The sequence below is a fragment of the Nitrosococcus oceani ATCC 19707 genome (genome assembly GCF_000012805.1).
In the GTDB taxonomy this organism is placed as follows: domain Bacteria; phylum Pseudomonadota; class Gammaproteobacteria; order Nitrosococcales; family Nitrosococcaceae; genus Nitrosococcus; species Nitrosococcus oceani.
On record NC_007484.1, the window covers coordinates 2,501,436 to 2,514,719 of the forward strand.

Genomic DNA, 13,284 nt, shown 5'->3' on the forward strand with positions numbered 1-13,284 from the left:
CACCAAGGAAAAGCAGTGGAGACTATGAATACAGGATTAGCGGCTATGGGCACGTTTTGCTACTCCCCCTGAAACGCTGGTGCTTTCCGGCTTAGCCCGATAGGCCGTAGCCGAAGTGCTCGCCACTTTCGGGGAACTCCCAGCCAAGTAAAAAGTATTCCTCATTCTAAATCCGGCTTTAGCTCTGCCTTCAGCGACAAGCCGCCGTAGTAAGGTCAGCCCAGCCAACACGCAAAAACGCCCCCACACGGCACCGGTTACTAACCCCATAAGCGATAGGGGATATTGGTGGCGAAAGAATTTCCGATAAAAATACACCATGCCCTTATGCTTGTACCAAAGCACGCGGATAGGCCAATCCTTACTGCAAGTCCCCTTATAGTGGACCACCTCTACGCTCGGGACGAATAAAATTTTCCAACCTGCCTGCCGAAATCGCATGCACCAGTCCAAATCCTCGCAATGGAGAAAATAATTTTCATCCAGCAAACCGACATGTTTGAGTCCCTCCCGTCGAACGAGCATAAAAGCGCCAGAGATAGCTTCGAGAGAGAAGGACTCTCTAGGCAAAACCTGACGGCTAAGGACAAACCCCTGAAATCTAGGGTGATAGGGAAATAGCTTATTCAAATGGAGCACCCGGACAAAGGTCCGCCACGGTGTAGGCACACTACGGCGGCAGCCGGCTTGTTCGGTTCCGTCCGGGTTACGAAGCAGGCAACCCGCCATTCCTGCCTCCGGCTCCCTAACCATGGCCTCAAGCATACTTGGGAGCGTATTTGGACGGATAACACAGTCGGGATTTAGCAACAGAACATACTCTCCCAACACCTGCCTGAGCGCAATATTATTTGCCCGAGCAAATCCTAGGTTGCGGTTATTTTCAATCATCCGCACTCGTGAATCCCCATCCACGATGCTCCGCAAGCACGTCAAACTGCTATCGCGGGAACCATTATCCACAACGATTATCTCTAATGAGATATCCGCCTCCAACACAGAACGCACCGCTTCGGTTAGCAGCCAACCGCCATTGAAATTGACTATAACGACGGAAACAAGTGGATGGCGCTCCGCTCCCTTGACCTTGTTCCTACGCTCTCCATTTATACTTTTCATGAATAGCCTTGCCCGGCATAGTTTTCTTTTATATTGTCCGTGATTAGTTTAGCAGAATACAGCGAAAAAACCGCTATGCTAAACATGCTATTATCGTATTAACTTTCTAAATAACTTTAAAAATTAAAGCGCTCTAACTGTAGGGTTTCATTCACCGAAAGCACATTACCGATAGTTGCGACCGCTGTGGTATTCGAGGTAAAAGTAATGGAAAAAGTACCACTGGCCACTCCATTCACCGTAGATCCCGTTTCATCAAAGTAATCAGCAAGATTTGCGCCAGGCATAAGAGCTGGACCCGAAAAACGATAGGCCGTTCCTGAGTAGGCAGCTGCGGAGTCCATAGAACCCGCCGTCAAAATCCAGACCGGCTCTCCCTGGCTATCATCGTAGGTATACCACGCTGCGGTTAGTACGCTCTCTTGAATATTAATAAAAAAACCGTGTCCGCTCTGCTCCGCATTCCACCATAGGCCATTGTACTTTGAAGTATAAGGAACCTGGGGATTTTGGGCAGCTGCCGGATAGGCCAAAAAAGGCTGCGCCTTAAGGCTAAATGTATTTGGAAAAATTAGAGAATCGCCACTCAGTTGAATATTGATGGAAGCTTCTCCAGGATGGATAAAATCAATATCGAGGCTGCCTACTTCATTTGTAGCCACGGTGCTACCGCTACTATCAAACAGCGTATTCAAGGGCGATTTTAATGGCGGACCGTGAAAGGCATATAGCGTACCAGAATAGCGCCTCGTCGCAGACATGGAGCCAGCGGATAGTAACCAAAACGGGTTACCCGCTCCGTCATAGGTATACCAAGTCGCTACTAACCTATCATTGCGAACACCGAAAAAGAAGCCATGCCCATCTTGCGAAGGGTTCCACCATACACCCGACAGGGGCGAGAGTCGCTCATCGGCTACAAAATTCTCAAGCAGCAAGGCTCCGGAACCATATTCATTATCTTTTCCCCCAGCGGCACGATCCGTGCTGGCCTGTTGTAGCAATAGCTTGAGATCCTGGGCGCTGCGGTTGGGCTCTTGAGACTTGAGCAACGCCCCTGCTCCCGCCACATAAGGAGTTGCCGCCGAAGTCCCGAAAAAAGCGCCCAGAGCGGCGGTAGTCACGCCATCAGGGGCAACGATATCCGGCTTGACACGACCATCCCAGGTAGGACCTAGGGAGGAAGTAAAAGTTAATTGCTGGCTATCTATATCCACGGCGCCGACCGCAAATACACTCCGACCATCACTAGGAGAAACCAAGGTACTGGCAGTATTTTGATACTCCATGGGAAAGATTTCTCCCTGGCTACCGCCGACGAATAGTCGCAGCAACCGCGCACCGGCCCCAGGACTCCCGCGCACGATAAATATATCGTACCTGCCCGTTGCAGGCGCAGCGAAAAAAACCTGTTCTATCGGTTCCTGGCCTAATAGTCCCGTTTGCAAGCCCACGGATGAAACACAGGCATTATCGGAGGAGAACTGGACTGTGCCTGGGCAAAAGATATAGAGATCATAATCTTGCTCGGCGCGGGGATGGGCGGGATCCTCGCCCCAATCGTCCCAGTTAAGAATGATGCGAACTTCATCTCCCTCACGCAACTGGACACTTAGGGCCTCGTCTTCATTGCTAAAGTCGTGAGCGCCGTTGCCATCCAGGTCGTTAAAAAGACCACTCCAGTAATTTTGCTGCTCATTCCCGGCAGCAGCGACAAACAAGATACCTGCTTCATCAAACAACCGGCTTGCAGCCGCGGAAATCGGACTCCTGCCATCCAAGGGACCGAGATTATCGAAGCCCAGGGAAAATGAAACAATGGAGACCCCTTGCGCACGCAACCAATCCAGCGCCGCCATGTATTCTAATTCGGTACTCACCGCGACCAGCGTAAACTCAGCCTCGGGGGCCATATCGTATAGAATTTCAGTTACCGCGGTACCATGACGAGTCCCCTCGAACCCTTCCCCTAGATTAAAATTTTTTGTCGTGACCTCAAGGGGTAATTCAATCCCCAAGAGATCCTGATATCCCTGGAATCCCCTATCCAAAACAGCAACCCGCACTCCCTTTCCCGTCACCCCTAGCAAGTGGAGCTGATCGGCAAAAGTGACCTGGACACCTTCACTACGGATACTTTGCGGCACAAGGCGATTTTCCTCCCGAGGCTCGGCCCGGCGGGGTAACCGCACATACTGGACCTGGGATAAGGCCGCTAACTCGGAAACCCGCATCAGGGGCAACGATACTTGCAAATGCTCACCGCGCTCGATCTCCACCTTACCCCCCAACGCCTCGATGGCTAAGCGGGTCTCCTCGGTCAACGGCTCAGCCAAAAGAATATGAATTTGCACAGGCTGGATCTGGGCCGTTCCCTTAGGGCTGGCCGCCCCTTCTAGCATCTTTTGCAAACGATACTCAATATGGGGGTGGGAGGAGGACGGCGCGTCTGGAGTGGGAGAAAAAACTTCGTTGCTTTCTAATCGGCGACCATTACCGCCATCTCCGTATGCCGGCATGAGTGTTAAGCCCATAAAAACTACACAGACTCTCATTAAATGCCAATGGATCACTCGACAGATAATTCCTTTGTTCACCGATTTGAGCTCTAAACCAGTTAGAAGAAATCTAATCCCAAGTGTTTTCTTGGCAAAACCGCCATAGCAGCGGCCATACCTTCAACGCACTCCCTAACTGGCACAATAGCGTTTTTACTAGGGCTACCTGATCCGCCCGCCCGCTATCCGTAGCAGCATCGGGAATGAGCCGGTTTTCACGACTGACCAAGGCATTGCTCCCCGCTTGCAATAAACGCCTGACATCCTCGGCCCAATAGGAAGGCTGGCCTTGATAAGTATCTAACTGAGCTTGCAAGCGGTTTATCTTGCCCACCCGGGCATGAAGCAAATTTTCCTCAATTCCCGCTTCAAGCACAGCGGTGTCTCCCTCAGCTAATCCCAGGTAAATTTCCGCCAAAAAAGTTAATCTTTGCCATGAATGATTAGCATAGCAATTTTTCATGGCATTACTAGTAATATCAGCGAGAAACCCAAGCACGCCTACATTTTCAGGCTTATCCAAAACCGCTTGCTTCCAAACCCGTTCAGATTCAGGAAAATGCAGCAATCCCCAGGGGAATTCCAGTGCCAAGGAAGTAGGATACAAAGCTTTAACCAAAGTCCCAAATAAGTGATCCTCATTGCGGAAATAAGGGCTCGTACAAGGCAGCATCTCCTGATTATCAAACCCGGTCAGGGTGCTAAGCAACGAGGTGTTAGGTAAAAAATGAAAAGAGGACGATCCCAGCCACAAGTGCCGGCTAGCACGCAATACTTGATAACTTTCTGAACTCTCCACCAATTGCGATCTTGCTTCTCCTTCAAGTTCATATATCCAATCCGTAGAAACAGTGCCAGGATCACCCAAAATACCGGATTGGGTTAAAAGAACCTTAGAATCGGCCCGCAGCGCATCGATCTGCTCGCTCCTGAAATCTTTAAAGCTTTGCTCCTCCAACTTAACCGCGGAGAAATGATGGGCCGCTGCCCCAATCGGACTTCCAAGCACATCGGCATGTTGCTCGATAGGATCGATAGGAGAAACCGTAGTTTTTGTTAATAAATCATCCCGATCCAGGAAAAAACGGACTTCCCTGGGTCTCTCCGAAACTTCCAAACGATTTTGGTGGCCCGGTGCCAGGCGCGGTTGACAGACCATATCATCGTCAATGGCCAAGAAGCGTTTTCCAGCGGTTAAAAGCATCATGTAATTCCAGATCCTGCCCCCTGAAAATCTCCCATTCTCGGCACTTTTGCCTAACAACCACTGGATTGACTCCTCATGTTCCGGAAATGCCTTGAGCAAAGCAGCAATAAGTTTTTGCTGCTCACCCCAACCATGATAATAGATCTCTAGCCCGTCTTTCTTCCTGGCCTGTTCTATTAATACTTGGTTTTCGGTAATATTTTCCAGGCTTCTCGAATCATCTATCGCAAAATACCGGTAGCGTTGCCCATGATGGCGTTCATTCTCAGCAAAACTCTTTATTAAACGGGCTAATGACTTTGGCCGATCGCAGGTACGCACCAAAATTCCAAATAAAGGATACTGGCTAGGACTTCTCCCTCTATGCTGCAACTTTGTAAGTAATAGTTTGGCCGGAATCATGAAGCCCTGTTCAATGAATTTATTAAAAATTTGGCTAATTTCAGACTGGCGTTTCGCAAGTGCCGGATTCATTTTCTTCACCACGGCAATATGTTCTTCCAATGTTCTAAACTGCCGGCAAAGCTGGAGAATTTGAAATACCTCTGAAGAGACGACCAACTTGCCATCGGTATGCCTGCTCTTCAAAAGTAACTGCCGCCGTGGTAGAGAAAAAACGGCACAATGATCAAATGCCCATAATCCCCGCTCCTGCTGGGTAGTGGCGGCGTCCACCATGCTGTAACTCTGGCTAAAATTCCAGGAGTAATTTATTTTGCCTCTTTTCTCAGTCGTCATTATCCAGACTCTTAAAATTTTGGAGTAAAATTTGCTTAAAAACGGTATTAAAAATTGGCTTGTTGCTAAAAAATAGGCTCATTCTTCATCGCTTCCAATGACAGATAGTTATCCAAAGCCCAGTCTACTCCATGTCCTCCATAGCTGGGGTGGCGGCATCGCCCGCTGGACCGAAGACTTTGTCCAGCACTATCCGGAACGGCGTCACCTCATCCTTTACTCCATCAGCAACCGTAATGCGTTTGGGCAGGGATTGGAACTGGTAGACTCGGCCTACCCGGAAATGCCCCTAGCCACCTGGGAACTTATCCCTCCCATTCCTGCTACTGCCCTTACCCATCCTCAGTATAGAACCCTCCTCTCAGACCTTCTCGCTAGCTTGGCCGTGGAGGCCGTAGTGGTCTCTTCTCTGATCGGGCATTCCCTGGATGCCCTCACTACCGGGCAGCCTACCCTGCGGGTGCTGCACGATCTCTATCCATACTGCCCGGCCATGTTCGGTTATTTTGGCACCTCCTGCGAACGCTGCAATCAAGAAAGTTTAGCTAACTGCCTAGAGCTCAACCCCCATAACGAATGCTGGCATAATTCCACCGCCGAGGACTGGCTAGCCATGCGCCAAGCTTATGCGGCTGCTATTCTACAACCCCAAGTCCATCTGGTAGCTCCTAGCCATACAGCTCAGGATAGGTTGTACCAGCTTTATCCCGAAATCGCTGGTAAAAGATACCACCTCATTACCCATGGCATCGATCTAAAAAAGCTACGCCCCCCTACCTCAAGAGCAGCCGGTGATAGCCCGACATGCTACGGCAAAACCTCTCTCCCACAAGCAGAAGAGAGGGGCGGCAAGGCTCACAAGCTACGCATTGTCGTCCCTGGCCGCCTAGAACTCCACAAAGGACTACCCCTACTGCGGGATGCCCTCCCCCGACTTACTCATCAGGCCGAATTTCTCCTTCTCGGCTGCGGACTATTCGGTCAATCCTTTGCGGATATCAAGGGTATCACCCTGGTTCCGGACTACAACCTTGATGAGCTCAGACCCTTAATACAAAATTTCTCGCCAGATTGTGCCCTGCTCCTCTCCACCCTGCCGGAAACTTTTAGTTACACCCTCAGCGAAATGTGGGCCTTGGGTATCCCCCCCCTCGCCACCCGCTTAGGCGCATTCGGGGAACGCATCCAGCATGGCATAAACGGCTTCCTATACCTACCCACCGTTCAAGATCTGATCACCCTCGTTACCGCCCTGGCGAAGGATCGAGTCCCCCTTAGCCGTGTTGCCTACCACTTGGATACTCACCCTATCCGCCAGGCACGGGATATGGTGCAGGATTATCAAGCCCTGTTGCCAAGCCACCACAGTAAGCCCCTAAAGCAAGGAACTTGGCTAACCCAGGGAATTGAAAATGCCCAAATTCGCAACCACTCGAATCATACCCAGCTAAAGCAGGAAGCCCGCCGCCAAGCCGCGGAACTAGCAAAAAGCCGCCAGCGGCTTAATGAGATGAGCCAAAGGCTCAGCTATCACCAGGCTCACGCCAAAACGTTGGAGCGAGAATTGGCCGCCCTGCGTCATTCGAATTCCTGGCGGGTTACCGCACCTCTCCGGGCTCTGCATACCCGTCTTCGCCCCAATCCGCCCCTGGCGGCAAACCAGAATTCTCCTCCTATTGCCAACGGGAGAGAAGCATCAATCCCCCACCAGCCCACTCAAAATACTTCCTCTGTCTCTGAAAACAGAAACAAACTCCAGGAGCGTCCCTATACCCTTGAAGAAAGAAGCAGAGCGGATTTACCGCAACGGCTCACAAGCCGTATCGACCTAAGGGATCGTCTTGGAATACCCGACGCCGCCCGTATCATGCTGGGCCTTGCTCAGGCAAGCCAACCGGAGGCAGTGCAAGACTTTATTAGCGCTGCTAGCAGGCAGATGGACAACCAACGGAACTTATATTTTTTATGGTGCGAAGGAGAAAACATCTCTCCTCTCCCCGCTGGGCTGAAAGCCAAAGGGCTAGCGATGGCGCCCCGCCGGCTATTCTTCATACAGGCCACCGCCTCCTCGCTCCCAGAATATTTTATAGCTGCGGATCTAATCTATCTGCCCATGGCGAGCGATGAAAGCCAACCCAGCCTCGCTGAAATCAAGCAATTCCGCGTGCCTGTGATTAGCACCCTCACGGACTATGATTTAATCACAACGCTAAGCAACCATCATATTTTCTGAACTTATAGGCTTGAAAAGAATCGGCGCCGGACCCAGCGCCGAATACCCAAAGCCCATAGAAACTTACCCAGCACCCAACGAAAGGTTGAATCAACGTCAGGGCAAGCCAACAACCCCGGCACCCAACCATTATCCCGTAGAAATTCATGAAGTTTTGTCCGCTGTTTTCTGGAAATGAAGGCGCCCAGTACCTCTCCCGTAGTGAGCATACGCCGCTTGTTGGAGAACCCCCCCATCCCGAAAGTCTCATTATGATTAAGCTGAAAATAGGCTTGCGCCAAAAAAGGCGGGGGATGCTGAATGATATCCGACCAAATATCCATGGCAAGCGGCTGAAGCTCGCTGGATGGATAGGCATGAGTGCGCAGAAAATCCACCCAAAAGGGGACCGCGTCTAATACCCCGGCCTGAAAATGGCGAACATACGCATCGTATATCCGATTTTCCTCCTCATCGGTATGACGGCAAACCCGAATGCTGTGCTCACCCTCCTCATAACCTATCACGCTACCGGAAGGGGAATTGCATAACATTTCTAGAGGAGCCACAAAATCCAGGAGAAAGCCCCTCCCTTCATCCTTATTAAGATTGGGACCGAAAGCTTCCTTCCGAATATTTTCTGGCTGGATATTAAGAAACCGATTCAAACCTAAATAATAACCGTGCAGCGCCACCGACGGCAGCAGATGAGCCAAATTGTCCTGGATGGTCCCTCGCCAGCCGATATCAACAATTCCCACCGAACCGGCGACATTTTCCAGGCCCATGGATTCCAGGTAAGTAGACAATTGGCCCTGCTTAGCCTTCAGATGGGCCTCAATTTCTGCGCTGACCTTAGGGTCGTCGAGAAAAGCCTGAATGCGGGTATCCTGCCAGGGATAGGGAATAGGCCGGGTTAGCTCCAGCCCATGGCGAGCGGCCCGCTCAGTAAACTCTACCGGCTCCAACCCAAGGGATTTCAACAACGCGCCTAAAGACTGAGTGCTGTATTGATTCCACAAACGCATCAGCTCCGCCGTGGATAAATTTTTTAGGGAGGCGGCAAAAGTGGCAAGTCGACTGACGGGGAGCACACTGGCAGAGGGCGGTGAAAAGCCTAACCAATCCCATTTCACCAGCCGGCGGTAAATTTCAATAAAAAATTCACCTTCCCGAGTAAAGAAATATAATTCTTTTACCTGATCCACTACTGCCCGTTCCATGATCCAAGCAGTAAAGCCTACTAACAGCAGGGAGCATTTCCGGCCATAGTCATAAATCTCCTGCCGTTCACACGGGAAGGGAGGCGGAATAGCGAGTAAATCTCGGGATGCTGTTTGGAGGGCCTCCGCTCGAGCATGAAAGGAAGCCTCTCGCTGCCGCCGTTTTTCGTGCTCATCCCGGGGTTGAAAATGGAGCGCCGCCACACCCATTCTTTTTGCCGCCCGCACATCCGCCTCAGCATTGTCACCCACATGCAGATGGCTGGCCTGGGGTCACCCCAAAGTGTTGGTGCAAATGTTGATAAAGCCGCCCAGAGCGTTTGTTTAAACCTACCTCGCAAGAGACCACCCCCTCCGCAGCCCAATGGGACAGACCATGATGGGTTAGCAGTTTCTGGATGGCCGCAGCCGGCAGATAGAAATCCGAGAGAAAGCACCGCCTAGAGACAGGATAATGCTCTAGGATAGCCGCAATGGTGGGGTCCGGATAGGAAACTAATTTTTCTTGGGCCATTTCCACCCGCTCCAGGGTCAAGAGCAATTGCTCCTGGGTTTCGCGGTTTACGGGAAAGGGAGTCAGTCCCGCCAATGCCAACCAACGCCGGTAAACTTCCCGATGGCGGTATTCATCATCTTGCCCCGCTTGTCTGCTCTCATCCCCCAATTCTTTTTCCGCCTGTTGGCGCAGGCGTAACAAAACCCAAATATCCTGGTTCTCAGGATGTAGATATTGCGCGTAATTCAGCGCCACATACCGGCACACTTGCAACTTCACGCTATCGGGGTGACAGCGCCGACGCAGCAAAGTATCCCAAACATCAATCGTCAATAACGCATAGGATTGAGCAGCCATCTTTCCCGTGCTATTTTTCATATTCTCACCGCCGCCAGCGCTCGCCGCAACCGATAATAAAAAAACCGCACAACCTTGCGTGGCAAAGGCGGCAAAAAAGACAGACGACCCCGGTCCATCAATGGCTCTGGAGCAGCAACGGCCCCAGTGCCTGTTGGGCGGGGCTCAGCAACGAGAGCGAGCTGGCGGTACATAGGAGCTGGCTCCTGCTGAAAAGGCTCCGTGCCTTTTAGCAGACTATTGATCGTAGCGTGAAATTGCGCCAACCCATATTCCAACGGCCGGTTAGCCATATAATCTATCCCCGCTTGACTCATGGCTTCAGCCCGCTCAGAGGAAGCTAAAATAATCTTCATTCCCTGAGCCAGAGATTCCGGGGTCGGCTCGCATAGTAGCACCGCCTCCTCGGGAAAATCATATAAAGTATTGTCCCGATACATCTCTACTACCGGCAGGCCAGCAGCCATCATCTCAAAGGGAACCCGGGAGGGGTTAGTGGAGCTAAGACATAGACCCACCGCACAGCGGTTGTAAAGCCGGTTGCAATCTTCTAAGCTCAATAGGCCCAGATTTTCGTGCTCAAACCAGGCCCGGGCGCTGCTCTTGGAACCATAGAGATAAATCTTGACCTCCGGCATCCAATGTTTAACGAGGCCCAACGCCTCAAACCCTAACTCCACGCAACGTCGGGGTTTATCCGGTTGATGAATGAAGCAAATCGCCCGTTCCCGCCTTACCCTCGATAGCGGGCGATACTTCTCTAAATCGGCGCAAAAATCGAAATGACTGGCCGCCACCCCGAACTGGCGGTCTAATAAGGCCGGTAACCAGCGTCCGATAGTCACCGGATAGAGGCCGTAGCGATAGGAGTTCTCGGCCATAAGATAGCCACCTCCCATGGGGTTGAACTGGGCCTCGAAATCCTGGACGAAATAGGCTTTAATACAAGGAAAAGGCAGATCACGGACTACCTTGGCAGAATACCATACGGTGGCGAATACCAACTCCGCTGGCTCAATATTCGACCAACCCGAATGAACTTCCCGGAAATCATACCCAAACATCCGCTTGATACGCTTACGCAGATTGGGACTGGAAAATTGCTCAGGATTTTCCACGTATAGGGAGCAGCGGTGCCCCTGTTGTTGCAGATAATCCGCATGCTGAAGAAAAGTGCGGTGGCCTCCTGAACCTTCAAGGAGACTCGGAATAAGCCAGGCAATAGTGGCCATGTTTTAGCAATTTAGTTTTTTTGAATGATACTCAAGCCACACCCATCGCGGTAGGGAAAATCGCCCGGTGAACCTCCAGTAACGAAGGAATTAAGCATCAACCCCGTTTTTCCCTGGACTGCACACCATTCACTCACCGCCCGAAATACACCGCCTTTACCGGTAGCATCGAACGCTGCCGCAAATTGGCTAGTATCGTGCAAAATCAGCAGACCGCCTATGGGCAGCACAGAATACCATAGCTCCAGCTCCTTAAGGGTATGCTCATATTGATGACTGGAATCGATGAAAACCAGTTGTGGCGGCAAACCACCAAAATACTCTGCCGCTCTGGCAGGCCCCCCCCTATCGGCAGAATCCGCAACGCATAAACGAACTTGCTCTTCCAATCCCGCTTCGGTAACCCAACCCTTCGTATAGCGCGTTACTCTGTCATCAATGTCGATGGAAAAGAGCGCATTTTTCTGTCCCATCTTACGCAGCAGAAATCCTAATAACAAAGTGGAGTAACCTACATAATGGCCACACTGCACAATCCGGTTGATAGCGTTACCGGAGATGAATCCAATCAGTAAGGACAGCGGCGGCACATTGGCCTCCCCTGTATTAGGATATCGACGCTCCGTATCTTCAAACCAACTCTGGAGCAATAACCACTCGTCCTCATCAAGAAAGCTATAGGTGATCGGAATATAATTGCTATTTGGCGTCCGGTGCCACCAGTAACGATTGTGTTGACGTTGCTGGAATTTTAGAGATCGCTCACTCATTTAAACTCTCCGAACTTCGGCAACATACGTTTAAGATATTTCGTCGCCCGAACAAAGAAATTCCTATTAAGTTTCACTATTTCCGCCTGCATCATTTCAATCTGATTATCCCGGCTGGCAATTTCACTACCCATCCGCTGGATGATATCCCAGCGCTCTTCAATCATGGCCGCCTGCCCAGCAATGCACTGATCCTTTTCTTTGACTAAGGCATCCAGATCGGTGATCCATTGGTCCCGGCTAGCGATTTCGCCATTCATCCGCTGGATGATAGCCCAGCGCTCTTCAATCATGGCCTTCTGCCCTACAATTTCTTGCCTCATCTGCTCCATGGCTTGCCAGCGCTCATCCAGCATAGCTGCTTGGACGGCAACCGCTTTCGCTTGCCCCGCCAAGTGAGCTATAGAACGAAAAACTTCTGGGGGACAAGCAACCGCCTCCGCTAACCGCTGCAACCACCAACCGGTGCTATCCCCGCTCGCAAAATTCAGCAAGCGAGGATCTTCTACGCCCGCAAGACCATAAACTAAATAACATAAAAGAGAAACGGGATGCAGGCTCTCATTGCTCATCAAGGCCAGGAGAATGTCTTCCCCATGGGCTTTCCCCTCCGGGTTCTCCTCCCCTAGCCGTTTCCCCAATGAGAGCAGCGCCTTAGTCTGCACATAGGAGTTTTCGTGAATGTGCCGCCAGAGATCACCCTCGGAGAGGGTATTGGCACCATGGACCCGATAGGCAAGCAGATCCTCCCGAATCCAGAGAGGAATAGCTCCCTGCAAGGTAGCCCGTAATGCCCAATCCCAATCATGGGTATAGCGCAGGGGGGAAAAATCGCCAACCCGGTTCGCCAGGGAACGGGAAAAAAAGAAATTAGAAGTAGTCATGGCAAGATTGCTGGCAAAAAACCAGCTTGCCGGGCTTAACGTTTCCCAGCGCTTGCGCAGCATTTTATAGCCTTGGGCGCGGGGATGATCGGCAATACCGCCTCCCGTTGGCCCAATGAAGTCCACATCGCTAAAAATAAAAACATCGTTGCCGCTAGCGCGCCCGGCTTCCGACAACAGCCGTTCAAGCCGGCGGGGGTCATACCTATCATCCGAATCCAAGATGGCAATGTATTCCCCTTGCGCCAGAGCCATGGCCTCGTTGAGGGTGGCATGAGCGCCTTGGTTGCGGTCATGCCGGTACCGCCGCAGGCGATGATCCTGAAAAGATTGTAAAACCGCCCAGGTGCCATCCGAGGAGGCGTCATCAATCACAATCAGTTCCAGTTTTTTATGAGTCTGGCCGAGAACGCTCTCCACCGCCGAGGACACATATTCCTCGTGGTTATAGGCGGGCATGAGCACACTCACTAGAGGCATGATCGTTT

Annotated in this window: 9 protein-coding genes; 1 reads left to right on the forward strand and 8 read right to left on the reverse strand. The window is 51.3% G+C overall.

From position 1 onward, the window contains the following. Window positions 1-36: 36 nt before the first annotated feature. The 3 genes from NOC_RS11590 to NOC_RS11600 all read right to left on the reverse strand — a co-directional run bounded on the left by NOC_RS11590 (window position 37) and on the right by NOC_RS11600 (window position 5,622). Window positions 37-1,119 (reverse strand): glycosyltransferase family 2 protein, encoded by a 1,083-nt coding sequence (locus NOC_RS11590; protein WP_002808769.1) that lies wholly within the window; start codon window positions 1,117-1,119, stop codon window positions 37-39. A gap of 116 nt (window positions 1,120-1,235) precedes the next feature. After that, a complete protein-coding gene (locus tag NOC_RS11595) occupies window positions 1,236-3,638 on the reverse strand; it encodes a S8 family peptidase (protein ID WP_231561799.1) in 2,403 nt (800 codons plus the stop codon). Between the two features lie 109 nt (window positions 3,639-3,747). After that, window positions 3,748-5,622, reverse strand: a complete 1,875-nt coding sequence (locus NOC_RS11600) for a hypothetical protein (RefSeq protein ID WP_002809732.1) — start codon at window positions 5,620-5,622, stop codon at window positions 3,748-3,750. A 97-nt stretch (window positions 5,623-5,719) separates the two neighbouring features. On the opposite strand from NOC_RS11600, the gene NOC_RS11605 reads away from it, so the two are divergent. Beyond that, window positions 5,720-7,855, forward strand: a complete 2,136-nt coding sequence (locus tag NOC_RS11605; protein WP_002809646.1) for a glycosyltransferase family 4 protein — start codon at window positions 5,720-5,722, stop codon at window positions 7,853-7,855. 2 nt (window positions 7,856-7,857) lie between these two features. On the opposite strand, the gene NOC_RS11610 is transcribed toward NOC_RS11605, so the two are convergent. Genes NOC_RS11610 through NOC_RS11625 form a run of 5 tightly spaced genes read right to left on the reverse strand, consistent with a single transcriptional unit; the run spans window position 7,858 to window position 13,276 of the window. Next, window positions 7,858-9,309 carry a hypothetical protein gene (locus NOC_RS11610; RefSeq protein ID WP_011330880.1) on the reverse strand — a complete coding sequence of 484 codons (1,452 nt, stop codon included), beginning with the start codon at window positions 9,307-9,309 and terminating at the stop codon, window positions 7,858-7,860. Then, window positions 9,302-9,931: a hypothetical protein gene (locus tag NOC_RS18230; protein WP_011330881.1), complete on the reverse strand. Its 630-nt coding sequence runs from the start codon at window positions 9,929-9,931 to the stop codon at window positions 9,302-9,304. The genes NOC_RS11610 and NOC_RS18230 overlap by 8 nt, the downstream gene beginning before the upstream one ends. Further along, window positions 9,928-11,142: a glycosyltransferase family protein gene (locus tag NOC_RS11615; RefSeq protein ID WP_011330882.1), complete on the reverse strand. Its 1,215-nt coding sequence runs from the start codon at window positions 11,140-11,142 to the stop codon at window positions 9,928-9,930. The genes NOC_RS18230 and NOC_RS11615 overlap by 4 nt, the downstream gene beginning before the upstream one ends. An 11-nt stretch (window positions 11,143-11,153) precedes the next feature. Then, window positions 11,154-11,912 (reverse strand): class I SAM-dependent methyltransferase, encoded by a 759-nt coding sequence (locus tag NOC_RS11620; RefSeq protein ID WP_002810530.1) that lies wholly within the window; start codon window positions 11,910-11,912, stop codon window positions 11,154-11,156. Further along, a complete protein-coding gene (locus NOC_RS11625) occupies window positions 11,909-13,276 on the reverse strand; it encodes a glycosyltransferase family 2 protein (protein ID WP_011330883.1) in 1,368 nt (455 codons plus the stop codon). The genes NOC_RS11620 and NOC_RS11625 overlap by 4 nt, the downstream gene beginning before the upstream one ends. Window positions 13,277-13,284 lie beyond the last annotated feature (8 nt).